The 12,517-nt window shown below is 34.9% G+C and carries 13 protein-coding genes and 1 pseudogene; 5 read left to right on the forward strand and 9 right to left on the reverse strand.

Annotation, left to right across the window (positions count from 1 at the left end; genetic code table 11):
- Positions 1-14 precede the first annotated feature (14 nt).
- Entirely contained in the window at positions 15-1,241 is a 1,227-nt protein-coding gene (locus N4G44_RS15680) for an HD domain-containing protein (protein ID WP_474928352.1), read from the reverse strand.
- 344 nt (positions 1,242-1,585) lie between these two features.
- On the opposite strand from N4G44_RS15680, the gene N4G44_RS15685 reads away from it, so the two are divergent.
- From N4G44_RS15685 to N4G44_RS15705, 5 genes and pseudogenes are all read left to right on the forward strand, one after another.
- Complete coding sequence (locus N4G44_RS15685) at positions 1,586-2,188, forward strand: hypothetical protein (RefSeq protein ID WP_474928225.1); 603 nt, start codon at positions 1,586-1,588, stop codon at positions 2,186-2,188.
- A gap of 71 nt (positions 2,189-2,259) precedes the next feature.
- Entirely contained in the window at positions 2,260-3,099 is an 840-nt protein-coding gene (locus N4G44_RS15690) for a S41 family peptidase (protein ID WP_474928226.1), read from the forward strand.
- Between the two features lie 132 nt (positions 3,100-3,231).
- Positions 3,232-4,775: pseudogene (gene porX, locus N4G44_RS15695) on the forward strand (T9SS response regulator signal transducer PorX).
- Between the two features lie 109 nt (positions 4,776-4,884).
- The gene (locus N4G44_RS15700) at positions 4,885-5,178 is read left to right on the forward strand and encodes a YciI family protein (protein WP_474928227.1); all 294 of its coding nucleotides are present in this window, start codon (positions 4,885-4,887) and stop codon (positions 5,176-5,178) included.
- Positions 5,175-5,939, forward strand: coding sequence for an exodeoxyribonuclease III (locus N4G44_RS15705; RefSeq protein WP_474928228.1), 765 nt, complete (start codon positions 5,175-5,177; stop codon positions 5,937-5,939). Before N4G44_RS15700 ends, N4G44_RS15705 begins: the two co-directional genes overlap by 4 nt.
- 61 nt (positions 5,940-6,000) lie before the next feature.
- On the opposite strand, the gene N4G44_RS15710 is transcribed toward N4G44_RS15705, so the two are convergent.
- The 8 genes from N4G44_RS15710 to N4G44_RS15745 form a co-directional block, all read right to left on the reverse strand.
- A complete protein-coding gene (locus N4G44_RS15710; protein WP_040997902.1) occupies positions 6,001-6,372 on the reverse strand; it encodes a septal ring lytic transglycosylase RlpA family protein in 372 nt (123 codons plus the stop codon).
- A gap of 567 nt (positions 6,373-6,939) precedes the next feature.
- Positions 6,940-7,668 carry a hypothetical protein gene (locus N4G44_RS15715; protein ID WP_474928229.1) on the reverse strand — a complete coding sequence of 243 codons (729 nt, stop codon included), beginning with the start codon at positions 7,666-7,668 and terminating at the stop codon, positions 6,940-6,942.
- Between the two features lie 46 nt (positions 7,669-7,714).
- On the reverse strand, positions 7,715-8,365 hold the full coding sequence (locus N4G44_RS15720) for a hypothetical protein (protein ID WP_474928230.1): 651 nt from the start codon (positions 8,363-8,365) through the stop codon (positions 7,715-7,717).
- A gap of 339 nt (positions 8,366-8,704) precedes the next feature.
- On the reverse strand, positions 8,705-10,006 hold the full coding sequence (rimO, locus tag N4G44_RS15725; RefSeq protein WP_474928231.1) for a 30S ribosomal protein S12 methylthiotransferase RimO: 1,302 nt from the start codon (positions 10,004-10,006) through the stop codon (positions 8,705-8,707).
- Between the two features lie 94 nt (positions 10,007-10,100).
- Positions 10,101-10,646, reverse strand: coding sequence for a dTDP-4-dehydrorhamnose 3,5-epimerase (gene rfbC, locus N4G44_RS15730; protein WP_474928232.1), 546 nt, complete (start codon positions 10,644-10,646; stop codon positions 10,101-10,103).
- Between the two features lie 12 nt (positions 10,647-10,658).
- On the reverse strand, positions 10,659-10,979 hold the full coding sequence (locus N4G44_RS15735; RefSeq protein ID WP_474928233.1) for a hypothetical protein: 321 nt from the start codon (positions 10,977-10,979) through the stop codon (positions 10,659-10,661).
- Positions 10,980-11,002: 23 nt separating this feature from the next.
- Positions 11,003-11,620: an MraY family glycosyltransferase gene (locus tag N4G44_RS15740; RefSeq protein WP_474928234.1), complete on the reverse strand. Its 618-nt coding sequence runs from the start codon at positions 11,618-11,620 to the stop codon at positions 11,003-11,005.
- Positions 11,620-12,516 carry an NAD-dependent epimerase/dehydratase family protein gene (locus tag N4G44_RS15745; protein WP_474928235.1) on the reverse strand — a complete coding sequence of 299 codons (897 nt, stop codon included), beginning with the start codon at positions 12,514-12,516 and terminating at the stop codon, positions 11,620-11,622. The genes N4G44_RS15740 and N4G44_RS15745 overlap by 1 nt, the downstream gene beginning before the upstream one ends.
- Between the last annotated feature and the right edge of the window lies 1 nt (position 12,517).

The following is a 12,517-nucleotide window of genomic DNA, read 5'->3' on the forward strand; positions in this document are numbered from 1 at the left end:
AATTTTAAGATTATTTAAGATATTATCTGAGAAATATCTCTCGGATAGGTAAGAATATACCTGGCCGTCTTATGTACCATTAGCCCGGATAACAGCTGGTCCTGCGACTCTTCCAGCCTTATTTTTTTACCATTTTTCTGAAGCAGATAAATAGGCTGTTTTTTGGTATCATAAGGCAGTAATTTTCTTTTAATCTCATGTACAAGCTCCTTTCCATTATTGATTCCGAAAAATTCATTGGTATTTTTTATTTTTTCCTCAATGAATTTTCGCTTAAAAGGATGAGTTGAGATAACCGTTTTAGGCAGGTTTCTCTGGATGACACATTTGCACCAATAGGAAAGAATAAAGTCTTCAGAATCCTGCCATGATTTCATCGCATGAATTATATCATTATCGTCAAGTTGTGTAAATCTGTAAATATCTTCATCGGTCGCTGAGCTTTTACCGCGATTCAGGAAATATTTCAGGTTTTCTCCTGCGGGCAGGTCCATCCCTTCAGAAATGAGATATTTGGCCCTTTCCAGGATTTTAACCAAAAGAAATTCTGCCAGCGCCGAAGTTTTATGATAATATACCTGCCAGTACATAAACATTCTGGCGGTAAGGAAATTTTCAATGGAATATACCCCTTTGGCATCGATTACCAATTCGCCTTCGCTGCAAACATTCATCATGGAAATAATCCTTTGTGTATTGATATTCCCTTCTGAGACGCCGGTAAAGAAGCTGTCTCTGTTCAGGTAATCAAGCCTGTCTACATCAAGCTGGGAAGAGATAAGCTGATTGAAAAATTTCCTGTGGTATTTCCCCTGAAACATTTCAATGGCTACGGAAAGCTGACCGTCAAATTCCTTATTCAGCTTATTCATTAATAATAAAGACAGCTTTTCATGGTGCCAGTCATCCATCAGCATATTTTCCAATGCATGAGAAAACGGTCCGTGCCCAATATCGTGCATCAGGATGGCAAGCATTGCCCCTTTTTCTTCTTCCTCTGTAATTTTTACACCTTTCTGACGTAAGGTTTCCAATGCTGTAAACATCAGGTGCATCGCTCCCAGTGCATGATGGAACCTTGTATGGGTTGCTCCTGGGAAGATAAGATTCAGAAGACCGGTTTGCCCTATCCTCCGCAATCTTTGAAAGTAAGGATGTTCGATAACGTCAAATAAAATTTCATGTGGGATTCTGATGAAACCATGAACGGGGTCGTTGATGATCTTTAGCTTATTCTGCATTGAAACTTCAATATTAGTAAACAAAGTTAGGAATTTTAAATTGTAAGCGTCATTAAATTGGTGTTAAAGAATTCCTGCTCGCTAAAAGAGATAAAATTTTTCTGATGAATCTATGTTTTATTTTTAAACAAAGATTGTAAGGATTTGCACAGATGTTTTCTGCATATTCTGTTTTAAAAATATATCTTTGATCTATTAATAACCCTTCATTTTAAATGAGAAAAGTTTCTCTTTTTATTTTATTTTTTTTCAGTTTACTTTTTTCCGCCCAGACTCTATCAGAAGTACAAAAGCTTGAATCATTGTGCAGGGTGTGGGGATTTTTGAAATATTATCATCCTCATGTGGCCAAAGGTAATTTTGATTGGGATCAGCAGCTTTTTCAAAAGATTGATGAGCTTGAAAACATACGAGATAAGAGCCAGCTGAACGAATTATATTCCCAATGGATCGGCAGTCTTGGAAAAGTGGAAGAATGCAAAAAATGCCTGAAAGAAGATAAAACGAAGATATATTTTCTGAGAAACTTTGACCCGGGCTGGATCAGTAATGAACAAATATTCAGTAAAACAGTTACCGAACAGCTCCTATTTATCCAGAACAATAGAAATTTAGGAAGCAGCCACTATTTCGGAAGAGGCGGAAAAAAGGTTTTCTTCAGGAATGAAAACTCTTACGGCTCAAAATTCATTTCAAAAAAGACGGGGCTTTTGGAGCTTTTCAGATACTGGAATTTTGTAGAATATTTCTTTCCCTACAAGTATCTGACCGACGAGAACTGGAATGATGTATTAACGGAGATGATTCCCAAATTCCTCATCATCGACAATGATGAAAGCTATCACCTGACCCTTGCAGAACTGGTCACAAAAACTGATGACTCCCATGCCTTTCTATATTCGCCTTTGATTAATACCAATCAATATGGAAGAAAAAAGTTCCTGTAGAATATATCTATGCGGAAGGAAAACTGGTTGTAACGAAGATCAAAAGAAATAAATTCAATGAGGAAATACCATTGAACACCGGTGACGTTATTTATGATATAAATGGAAAGACTATCCCTCAGCTGGTTAATAGCTTTGCCCGATATGTTCCCGCTTCCAATTCCTGGGGAAAGATCACGAAAGTGAAAAATCTTTTTCTGTTCAGCAATAGTGATTCTATCACGCTTAAAATAGAGCGTGACGGACAAAATCTGGCGTTGACAGCAAAAACTTATCTCCTTACAGATATAACAGGAGAAAAGCCGGCTGTTCCGGACAAATGGAGATTTTTAGATGTGGATAAAAAGATTGGCTACGTTAATATGGGCATTCTTGAAAAAAACGATGTGGACGATATGTATAGGGATTTAAGATTCACAACATCCATCATTTTTGACCTCAGAAACTACCCTAAACAGACCATTTTTCCTTTGAGCAGACTGATTCTTCCTGAAAAAACAATTTATTATCAATTTAATTTCCCCGAGACAGATTATTTGAGTAAATTTTATAGCTTAAAAAACAATATCGGCAAAAAGAACCCGGATTACTATAAAGGAAATGTTATCGTTCTGGTAGACGGGAATACGCAAAGCCAGGCAGAAACAACAACAATGATGTTTAAGCAGCATCCGAAGGCCAAAGTAATCGGAAGTAATACTTCTGGCGCCAACGGTGATGTTATCCGGTTTAAAATTGCTGATCTGGATACGTGCTTTACAGGACTCGGAGCCTATTATCCGGACGGAAAGGAAACGCAGAGGATAGGAATTATCCCGGACATTATCATAAAACCCACTGTAAAAGGGATACAAAACAAAAAAGATGAAGTTCTGGAAAGGGCTTTAGAATATATAAAGACCGGTTTTTAAAGAAATTGAATATCAGTAGTAATGACAGCGTTTTCATTTAACTAATATTTAACTTTTGGTATCTCTAATTTGTGAGAATTTAAAAAGAATTGGTCAACATTTTGATGCAATAACCATGTAAAAAAATAAATTATGTCGGAAAAGATATTATGGATAGATGATGAAATAGATTTACTCAAACCCCATATCGTATTCTTAGAAAAAAAGGTTATCAGGTAACCCCTGTTAACAATGTGAATGAAGCTCTGGAACTGATGGATTCGGAGAAGTTTGCATTAACGCTTATTGATGAAAATATGCCCGGTATTTCGGGACTGGAAGCCATTCCCATGATCAAAGAGAAAGACAACTCTTTAAAGATCGTAATGGTAACAAAAAGTGAGGAGGAACATATTATGGAAGAAGCCATCGGATCACAGATTGCGGACTACATTTTAAAACCTGTAAATCCTAACCAGATTTTATTATCATTAAAGAAGAATCTGCAGGAGGATAATCTTGTGGAGCAGAAAACAATACTTCAGTACCAGCAGGAATTCAGAAACCTGTCTATGGAGCTTTCTTATATCCGAACTTACCAGGAATGGGCAGAGTATTATAAGAAGATATTAAGCTGGGAGATTAAATTTGATAAGGTGGAGGATAATGAATTTTCCGATCTGCTGCAGTCACAGAAAGAAGAAGCCAATATCCAGTTTGCCAAATTCATTGAAAAAAATTACGAAGGCTGGCTTACCGACTCTGATAAACCTTTGATGAGCCACACACTTTTTAAAGAAAAAGTAAAACCGGAAGTAGAAAAGGAAAAAGTTCTCCTTCTTATGGTAGATAATCTCCGTTTTGACCAATGGAAGGTAATTGAGCCGCTATTCACCAAATACTACAATAAAATTTCGGAGGATTATTATTACAGTATTCTCCCTACCGCAACCCAGTATGCAAGAAACTCTTTCTTCGCAGGACTGATGCCATCTGAAATAGAGAAACGCTTTCCGGATAAATGGTTCAATGATAATGAGGAAGGAAATAAAAATGAATTTGAGCGAGACTTCCTTGAAGACCAGATGAAAAGAATCGGCTTAGGGTCTAAATCTATGAAATACCTTAAAGTTCTGAATGCTGATTTTGAACGAAAAATCTATGATGATTTCAACCAGCACAAAAACAACGACCTTTTGGTCATTGTCTATAACTTTATTGATATCCTCTCGCATGCCAAAACAGATAATCATATCGTAGACCAGCTGATCCGTGATGATAAAACGTTCAGATCCCTTACCTTAAACTGGTTTGAGAATTCATCATTGCTTAAGATCATCAAAGCAGCAGCAGAAAATGGTTATAAGCTCGTAATTACTACGGACCATGGAACAGTATATGTTAAAAAACCAAGCAAAGTGGTTGGTGACCGTGAAACCTCCACCAACATCCGTTACAAAACAGGAAAGAGCTTAACCTATGATGACAGCGATGTATGGGCTGTGACTAACCCTGAAAAACTGTTCCTGCCTAAAGGAAACTTAAGCTCAAAATATATTTTTGCCAAAAACAATATTTTCCTGGCTTATCCGAAAAATTATAATCACTTTGTGAATTATTATAAAGAGACCTACCAGCATGGAGGCATTTCACTGGAAGAATGTATTATTCCTATCAGTATTTTAGAACCCAAGTAGTTTATTTAAAATTTTGGGTTTAAGGCGGCAAAAATCGAATGATTTTTGCCGCTTCTTATTTCAACTCCTTTTAATAGTCTTGAAGAGTTCATATCTTAGCAAAAAAACAATGTTTATTATTTCACTGACCTATAAAACCTCTCTGGAAAATGTAGAACGTTTTATCCCCGAGCACAACGATTTTCTTGAAAAATATTACCGTTCCGGAAATTTCATTGCTTCCGGCAGAAAAGAGCCAAGAACAGGAGGAATCATACTTGCGGATGTCTATTCTAAAAATAAAGTTCAGGAGATCATTAAAGAAGATCCATTTTATATTCATGAAATAGCAGATTATGATATCACGGAATTTTTCCCCACAAAATATAACGAACACTTTAAATTTTTCATTAAAAACCCATGAAGTTAATCACGTACAACGTTAACGGAATCAGGGCTGCCTTTACAAAGGATTTCCTGGGCTGGCTGAAGATTGCTGATCCGGATATTATCTGTATTCAGGAAAGCAAAGCCGGTAACGATCAGATAGATATTGAAAGTCTTGAAAAAGTTGGTTACTATAGTTATTGGCATTCTGCAGTAAGAAAAGGCTACAGCGGTGTCGGAATTGCGTCAAAAATCAAACCTGATCATGTTGAATACGGCTGCGGTATTGAAAGCTATGATAATGAAGGTAGAATCATCCGTGCGGATTTTGACGGATACTCTGTCATTTCGGTTTATGTTCCTTCTGCAAGCAATATCGATAGGTTAGAATTCAAAATGCAGTTCTGCCATGATTTCCTGGCTTATATAAAAGAACTAAGAAAAACTATTCCTAATCTTATTATTTCGGGGGATTTTAATATTTGCCATCAGGCAATTGATATCCATGATCCGGTCCGTTTAAAGAACGTTTCCGGTTTTCTACCGATGGAAAGGGAGTGGATGACTAACTTTATTGAAGAATGCGAGCTGATCGACAGTTTCCGTTTTTTCAATAGTGAACCTGATAATTATACATGGTGGAGTTACAGGCAAAATTCCAGAGCTAAAAATAAGGGCTGGAGACTTGATTATAATTTTACGACTTATACTTTAAAAGATAAGCTTTCAAGAGCTGTTATATTAAAAGAAGCTGTACATTCAGACCATTGTCCTGCTTTATTGGAATTAAATGTCTAAATGACTATATAAAAGTAAAAGCCAGCTGAATCAGCTGGCTTTTTAAATTTAAATCATAAATTTAGTCGACAATTTCATATTCAACCGGAATGGTACCACGACTGGTATCTCCGATTTCATCGAACGCAGCTTTAGAAATATCTAATGCTCTTGATGCATGGAAAGGTCCTCTATCATTAATCTTCACTATCACCTGTTTTCCATTGTTCAGATTGGTAACTCTAATATTGGTTCCAAACGGAAGCGTTCTGTTTGCAGCGGTAAACTTTGAATTACTAAAAATTTCTCCGCTTGCTGTTTTTCTACCGTTAAATTTATCGTGGTAGTACGATGCATAACTTGTTTTCTTCGCATCTAAGGTGTTACCTGTAAAAGAATAAACACCTAGGGTTGAAATCATCATTATGATTACGAGAATGAATCTTTTCATCATCTTGAATTTTATTGGTTTTGACGGAGCAAAAGTATAAGGAATGTTGTAAAGTCCCTACTCCATATGTTAAAAACCGTTAACAAAAAGTAAATAATATGTTAACTAGGCTTGTAACTGCCTATTATCAGGCGTTTTAAACACCACTGTTAAAAAACGTTAAAAAAAATACCTAAAAGTTAACGTATTTAACTTTTTGCCAATAAAATTCAAAATTCAATTATTGTATATTACTGTAATTCAATGTTTTATATTTTTACAAAAATTATAGTTCTATAGCTTTAGATAGGTAGAAGACTAAAATAATTTAAGATATCAGTAATATGAAACACTTTTAACAGAGGCTATTTTGAGTTATAAAGTAAATCACACCTATTTATTTTAACAGTGACTTTACTATCAGATAATTCTTTTAATTATTATTCTTCTATCACTTTCTTGCATGTTTCAGTTATTATATCAAATTAAATACCAACAAGCAAGATTTTCTTACAACCCGAATCAAAGTATATATAAAAACAAAACCAATGATTGCTCATTGGTTTTATAGTATATTAATAAGTATTAATCTTATTTTAAATATTCTATTACATAGTCATATGTTCCAGCAGGATATACTACTGACATACTTGGAGAACCTGTAATTGCATTTCCAGCAGTAGTAGCAATTGTATAAGAGTATAAACTTCTGTCATATACAGTGTTTGTACCTGCTTTATAAATAGTAATACCGTATAAAGCTGTCATACCAGTCGGTGCTGGAATATTTACAGCTGTCGAGCTTCCTGTAGCGGCAAATGTTCCTTTGATAGCATAAACCTGCTTGCTTGCTACTAATGTATTCGTAGCTGTTTCAGCAGAGGTTACGTCAAATTTAGCACTACCTCCACCTAGTGGTCTCCAAACTCCAGCAGTTACATTACCGTTTGATGCACCATTTGGATTATAGAAATAGTAATATCCAGGAGTTACGGCTGTTGCTGTTGAAGATCTGTTACCTGTTGTAAGGGTATTTCCTGTAGCATTGTTATATACAATCATACCGTCGAAGTAAGTTGGGAAAGTAACACTATCCGCCAATGTAAGATCAAACTGGAAGTTAACCAAGTCTACACTTGGAATAATAACTCCTTTACCAACATATGGCTGAGCACCAGATTCAGTACTGAAGTTTGTACTTCCATCTAATAAAACGTTAGAGTTTGTAATGGTAGCATTTGTTGGCTGGTTAGTAAGAACCTGAGCATAACTGACTGTTCCAAGTCCAGCTAATAGTAAAAGGCTAAATATATTTTTCATCGTTGTACAAAATTTAAAAATTAATTATTCTTCTCAGAATTTTATATTATAATCCAACACTTACCCAAATTGTTCCAGTCCAAACCACTGATGTTCTACCTCTAAGAAAGTTATTACCAGCCTGTCCTACTATACCAGTAATAGTATTTGCTTGAGTTGAAGGGTTATTGTTAAATACAAGCACTGTACGTCCTGCATCTGCAGCCGTCAATGGAGGAAAAGTAATATTAGCAAATCCTGCCGCAACAGCTGTTACAATTAAATAATCGTTTGCTGCAACAGTATAGGCTCCTGTAGTAACTGTAGTAACTGTTCCTCTAATTGCTTCATACTTCTGAGTTGGGGCAGCAGCACCTCCTCCTACAGCAACCCAAACAGAGTTTGGTGCGTCATAGTAATAGAATCCTGTTGCAGTTACATTCACTGTTTTACCAGCTGCAGAACCATCCAGAGTATTAACAAATGTAAGGGCACCATTTTGAGCAGTCGTATATGCTGCATCTTTAGCTGCTAACTGAGCTCTTGACAAACGAGGGACTAGTAAGGCGTCAGGTCTAGCATTGTCAGTAGTATTAGCTACTACATCTAGTGTTGCGGCTGGTGTAGTTGTGTTAATACCTACACGACCCGTTGTCTGAGCCTTGGAAACTGCCGAAAGGCCAACGAGCATTGTCGCTGTTAATAAAAATTTTTTCATAAGTTTTTAAGATTTAAATTACACTATTTTCCATCAATATTTCCAAAACGGAAAATGCATCCCAACTTGTGCTCATCTTTAAGGTTAGACATTTAACTTGTCAGAAAGGCAACTTATTGAAGCATTTGATTTTAAAACATTGCTTATTGCGCAAATTTAAGATATAATTTTGAAATTTATTCATTTTATATAAAAAAAATAATTGACATTTATCGATAAAAAACACAATACACTGAAAATCAATACTATTTAAAATTCACAATCTAAATAAATACTGTTAAATTTTAGTAATATTAGCAAAAATCACCTGATCAGATATTGGATGTAAAATACGGATTATCAGATCAGTTCTCCATACAAATCAAATTCTTCTGCCGAGGTTATTTTAACATCAGCAAATTCACCTATAGAAATGTATGTTTCTGCTGCTGAAACCAGAACCGTATTATCTACATCGGGTGAGTCATATTCTGTTCTTCCAACAAAATAATTGCCTTCTTTTCTGTCAAAAATACATCTGAATACTTTCCCGATCTTCTCCTGATTCTTTTCCCAGGAAATCTGTGACTGAAGTTCCATGATTTCTTCCACTCTTGCTTCTTTTACCTCCTGCGGTATATCATCTTCCAGTACGTAAGCTCCTGTATTTTCTTCATGAGAATAAGTAAAACATCCTAATCTATCAAATTTTTGCTCTCTTACCCAATCCTTTAATTCCTGGAATCTTTCTTCGGTTTCTCCCGGATACCCAACAATCAAAGTAGTTCTAACAGCCATATCCGGAACTTTTTCTCTAAACTTAGCTAACAATGCATTCGTTTTTTCATGAGTAGTTCCACGTTTCATGGATTTTAAAAGATCTGAATTGATATGCTGAAGAGGAATATCAATATAATTACATACTTTCGGTTCTTCACGGATAATATCGAGAACATCTTCAGGGAAACCGCTTGGGAAAGCATAATGTAGACGGATCCACTCTATACCTTCAACTTTTACAAGTTCTTTTAGCAGTTCTCCGAGAGCTCGTTTTTTATAAAGATCAAGACCATAGTAAGTAAGGTCCTGGGCAATAAGGATAATTTCCTTGGTTCCTTTTTTTGCCAGTTTTTGAGCTTCCAAAACCAGCTTTTCAATAGGGGTAGAAACATGACCACCTCTCATTAAAGGTATAGCGCAAAAAGAACAAGGACGGTCGCAACCTTCTGAAATTTTAAGGTATGCGTAATGTTTTGGAGTAGTAGTTAGCCTCTCTCCTACCAGTTCATGCTTATAGTCTGCTCCAAGATGTTTAAGAAGAACCGGAAGGTCTCTTGTTCCAAAATACTGGTCAACATCCGGGATTTCTTTAATAAGATCCGGTTTGTATCTCTCAGAAAGACAGCCTGTCACAAAAACTTTTTCGACCTCACCTCTGTTTTTGGCGTCTACATAATCAAGGATCGTATTGATAGATTCTTCTTTGGCATTGTCTATAAACCCACAAGTATTAATGACTACAATATCCCCGCGGTCTTCATGAACCACTTCTTTTCCATTGGCTTTAAGCTGGCTCATTAATACTTCAGAATCGTATACATTCTTGGAACATCCAAGAGTAACAACATTGATTTTCTTCTTCCCTACAGATTTTGTGCGCATCGTTTTGATTTTGAGTGTGCAAAGATACAAAATAATAAAAGAGTAGACTCAAAAAATAAAAACCACTTCAGGAAAGTGGTTTTCAATATATTATTTAAAAATTTTGTTCAGAAAATTTAGGCAATGACTTGTCTTTTTCAGAAAGTCGAATCACATCGACCGGAAGTTTCCAATCAATATTTAAATCAGGATCGTTCCAGATTACACTTCCTTCAGAATCTTTATTATAAAAGTTATCACATTTATACGAAAAAATTGCTGTTTCACTTAAAACAGAAAAACCATGTCCAAAACCACGGGGAACATAAAGCTGAAGTTTATTTTCGGGCGTCAATTCAACTCCGAACCATTGTCCGAATGTTGGTGAATCTTTTCTTAAATCAACCGCTACGTCAAAAACTTTCCCTTCCAGACACGATACCAGTTTAGCCTGGGCATGTTCTCCTTTCTGAAGATGAACTCCACGAAGTACACCATATGAAGATTTTGAAATATTATCCTGAACAAAATGTCCATTCATCCCGGTCAGTTCTTCAAATTTTTTCTCATTGAACTTTTCGAAAAAATAGCCTCTTTCGTCTTCAAGTATTATTGGTTCTATAATATAGCAATCTTTAAGTGGGGTTTCTTTTATTTTCATTTTTTGTATTTTCTATAAATTATGCTCCTTTTTCAATTTCCATTTTAATACTAAATAAATTCCGCCTGAAGGAATAAATATAATTAAAATAATTGCCCAAACAGGAAGTTGTGAATGAATTAAAAATATATTAACGAATAATTGACAAACTGCATAAACAGAACTAATTATTAAGTGCGACACTTTTCTTTCGTTAGCAAAAAGCTGGTATAAATGTCTTCTGTGTGCTTCAAATATATTTTCTTTTAATAATATTCGCTCAATAATAGTAAGCACAACCTCCATCCCGTAAATTGAAAGTAGCAAAATATATTTGTACTCACCGCTTCTCATAATAAGAAGAGTTATAAGACCGATTACCCAAAAACCAATTCCCATACTACCAACATCCCCCGCAAAACATTTTGCTTTTTTTCTAAAGTTAAAAAGAGAAAAATGACACATGCGATAATTGGGTAAATGATAAAGCTTTCATCTGTAAACTGAGCAATATCTTTATTGATATAAGCTAAGGATAAGAGGGTAACAAGACTATACACTCCTGTCATACCATTAATCCCATCCATAAAGTTATAAGCATTGAGTGTCCCAATTATAATGACAAATAAAATTGGCCAAACCCAAAACGGTACCAAAACAAAAGCTTCTGTAAAGTATAGAAGTAGTATTACTGAAATCAAATGAACAGAAAGTCTGATTTTATTAGATAAAGTTTTGATATCATCAATAAAACTGATGGAACAAATTGCGAGGAGTCCCAAACCGAAAGACCAATAATGTTCAACAGCCATTTGTAGATTAAAACAGCAGAAAACAATAAATGCAATAGGAAAAATAATGCCTCCCCCTCTTAATGTAATTTGCGTATGAGCACTTCTGTGGTTAGGTTTATCTATTATATTATATTTATCTGCAATTCTGAAATATAGCAGTATTGAAATAAATAAAATGACAGTGACAAAAATGTATTCCATTATTTAGATTGAAAACTTTTGATTGTTTTTATTAATCCTTCTTCAGCTGAAACCGGAAGGTGAATTATATTTAATGCGTTTTTTATTTTTTTATTAGAAACTGCATAGCTTTCTGTTAATTTCTTTAATCTTTCTGAATTTAGGGGCATTTTTATTTTGTCCCCCAATTTTGCAACAGAGGAGATCAATCCTGCTGGTACATTCCATAATCTACATTTTATCCCAGAAACCTTACTTATAATTTTTATGAGCTGATTTGTAGAAATAAATTCATCGTCGGCAAAGTTATAGATTCCTGACTTAATATTTTTATTTTCAATAATTTGGAGTATTAAAAAATTAAGATTATCTATACTTAAAAACGAACGTTGATTATGAAAAGAAGCTAAAGGCCATGGAATTCCTTTCTCAACAATCTTATACAAAAGATTTAAATTTCCTTTATTTCCAGGACCATGAATCATACAAGGACGAATAATAAATAATCTTTTGCCTTCAGGTAATTCTTTAGATAATAAATATTGTTCTGCTAAAAGTTTTGATTTTCCATAAGGCGTCAGAGGATTGGATATATGATCTTCATCAAGAATTCCTTCAACAGTATCTGCCGAAGCCTTTACACTACTAAAGTATATAAAGTCTTTAATATCAGATTTCAAAAATTCATCAAATAACTTCTTCGTTAATTCTGTATTTATTTTAAAATACTCTTCATCTTCCGAAGTATTGGCTGTGTCATGAGCTTTTCCTGCCAGATGGATTAAGGCATCCATATTTGCGGTTAGTTTCCAATTATTTCTTAACGACAAGCCTGTGATATTACAGTTGTTCTCTTCTAAATATGTGGATAAATTTTGGCCTACAAAGCCGGAAATTCCAGTAATAATTACATTCATC

The sequence above is a fragment of the Chryseobacterium sp. GTID13 genome, from assembly GCF_056172655.1.

Coding starts and splice junctions, on each gene's coding strand:
- N4G44_RS15680 (WP_474928352.1), bottom strand. CDS start 1,241: ATGCAGAATAAGCTAAAGATCATCAACGACCCCGTTCATGGTTTCATC.
- N4G44_RS15700 (WP_474928227.1), top strand. CDS start 4,885: ATGTTTATTATTTCACTGACCTATAAAACCTCTCTGGAAAATGTAGAA.
- N4G44_RS15705 (WP_474928228.1), top strand. CDS start 5,175: ATGAAGTTAATCACGTACAACGTTAACGGAATCAGGGCTGCCTTTACA.
- N4G44_RS15710 (WP_040997902.1), bottom strand. CDS start 6,372: ATGATGAAAAGATTCATTCTCGTAATCATAATGATGATTTCAACCCTA.
- N4G44_RS15715 (WP_474928229.1), bottom strand. CDS start 7,668: ATGAAAAATATATTTAGCCTTTTACTATTAGCTGGACTTGGAACAGTC.
- N4G44_RS15720 (WP_474928230.1), bottom strand. CDS start 8,365: ATGAAAAAATTTTTATTAACAGCGACAATGCTCGTTGGCCTTTCGGCA.
- rimO (WP_474928231.1), bottom strand. CDS start 10,006: ATGCGCACAAAATCTGTAGGGAAGAAGAAAATCAATGTTGTTACTCTT.
- rfbC (WP_474928232.1), bottom strand. CDS start 10,646: ATGAAAATAAAAGAAACCCCACTTAAAGATTGCTATATTATAGAACCA.
- N4G44_RS15735 (WP_474928233.1), bottom strand. CDS start 10,979: ATGAGAAGCGGTGAGTACAAATATATTTTGCTACTTTCAATTTACGGG.
- N4G44_RS15740 (WP_474928234.1), bottom strand. CDS start 11,620: ATGGAATACATTTTTGTCACTGTCATTTTATTTATTTCAATACTGCTA.
- N4G44_RS15745 (WP_474928235.1), bottom strand. CDS start 12,516: ATGAATGTAATTATTACTGGAATTTCCGGCTTTGTAGGCCAAAATTTA.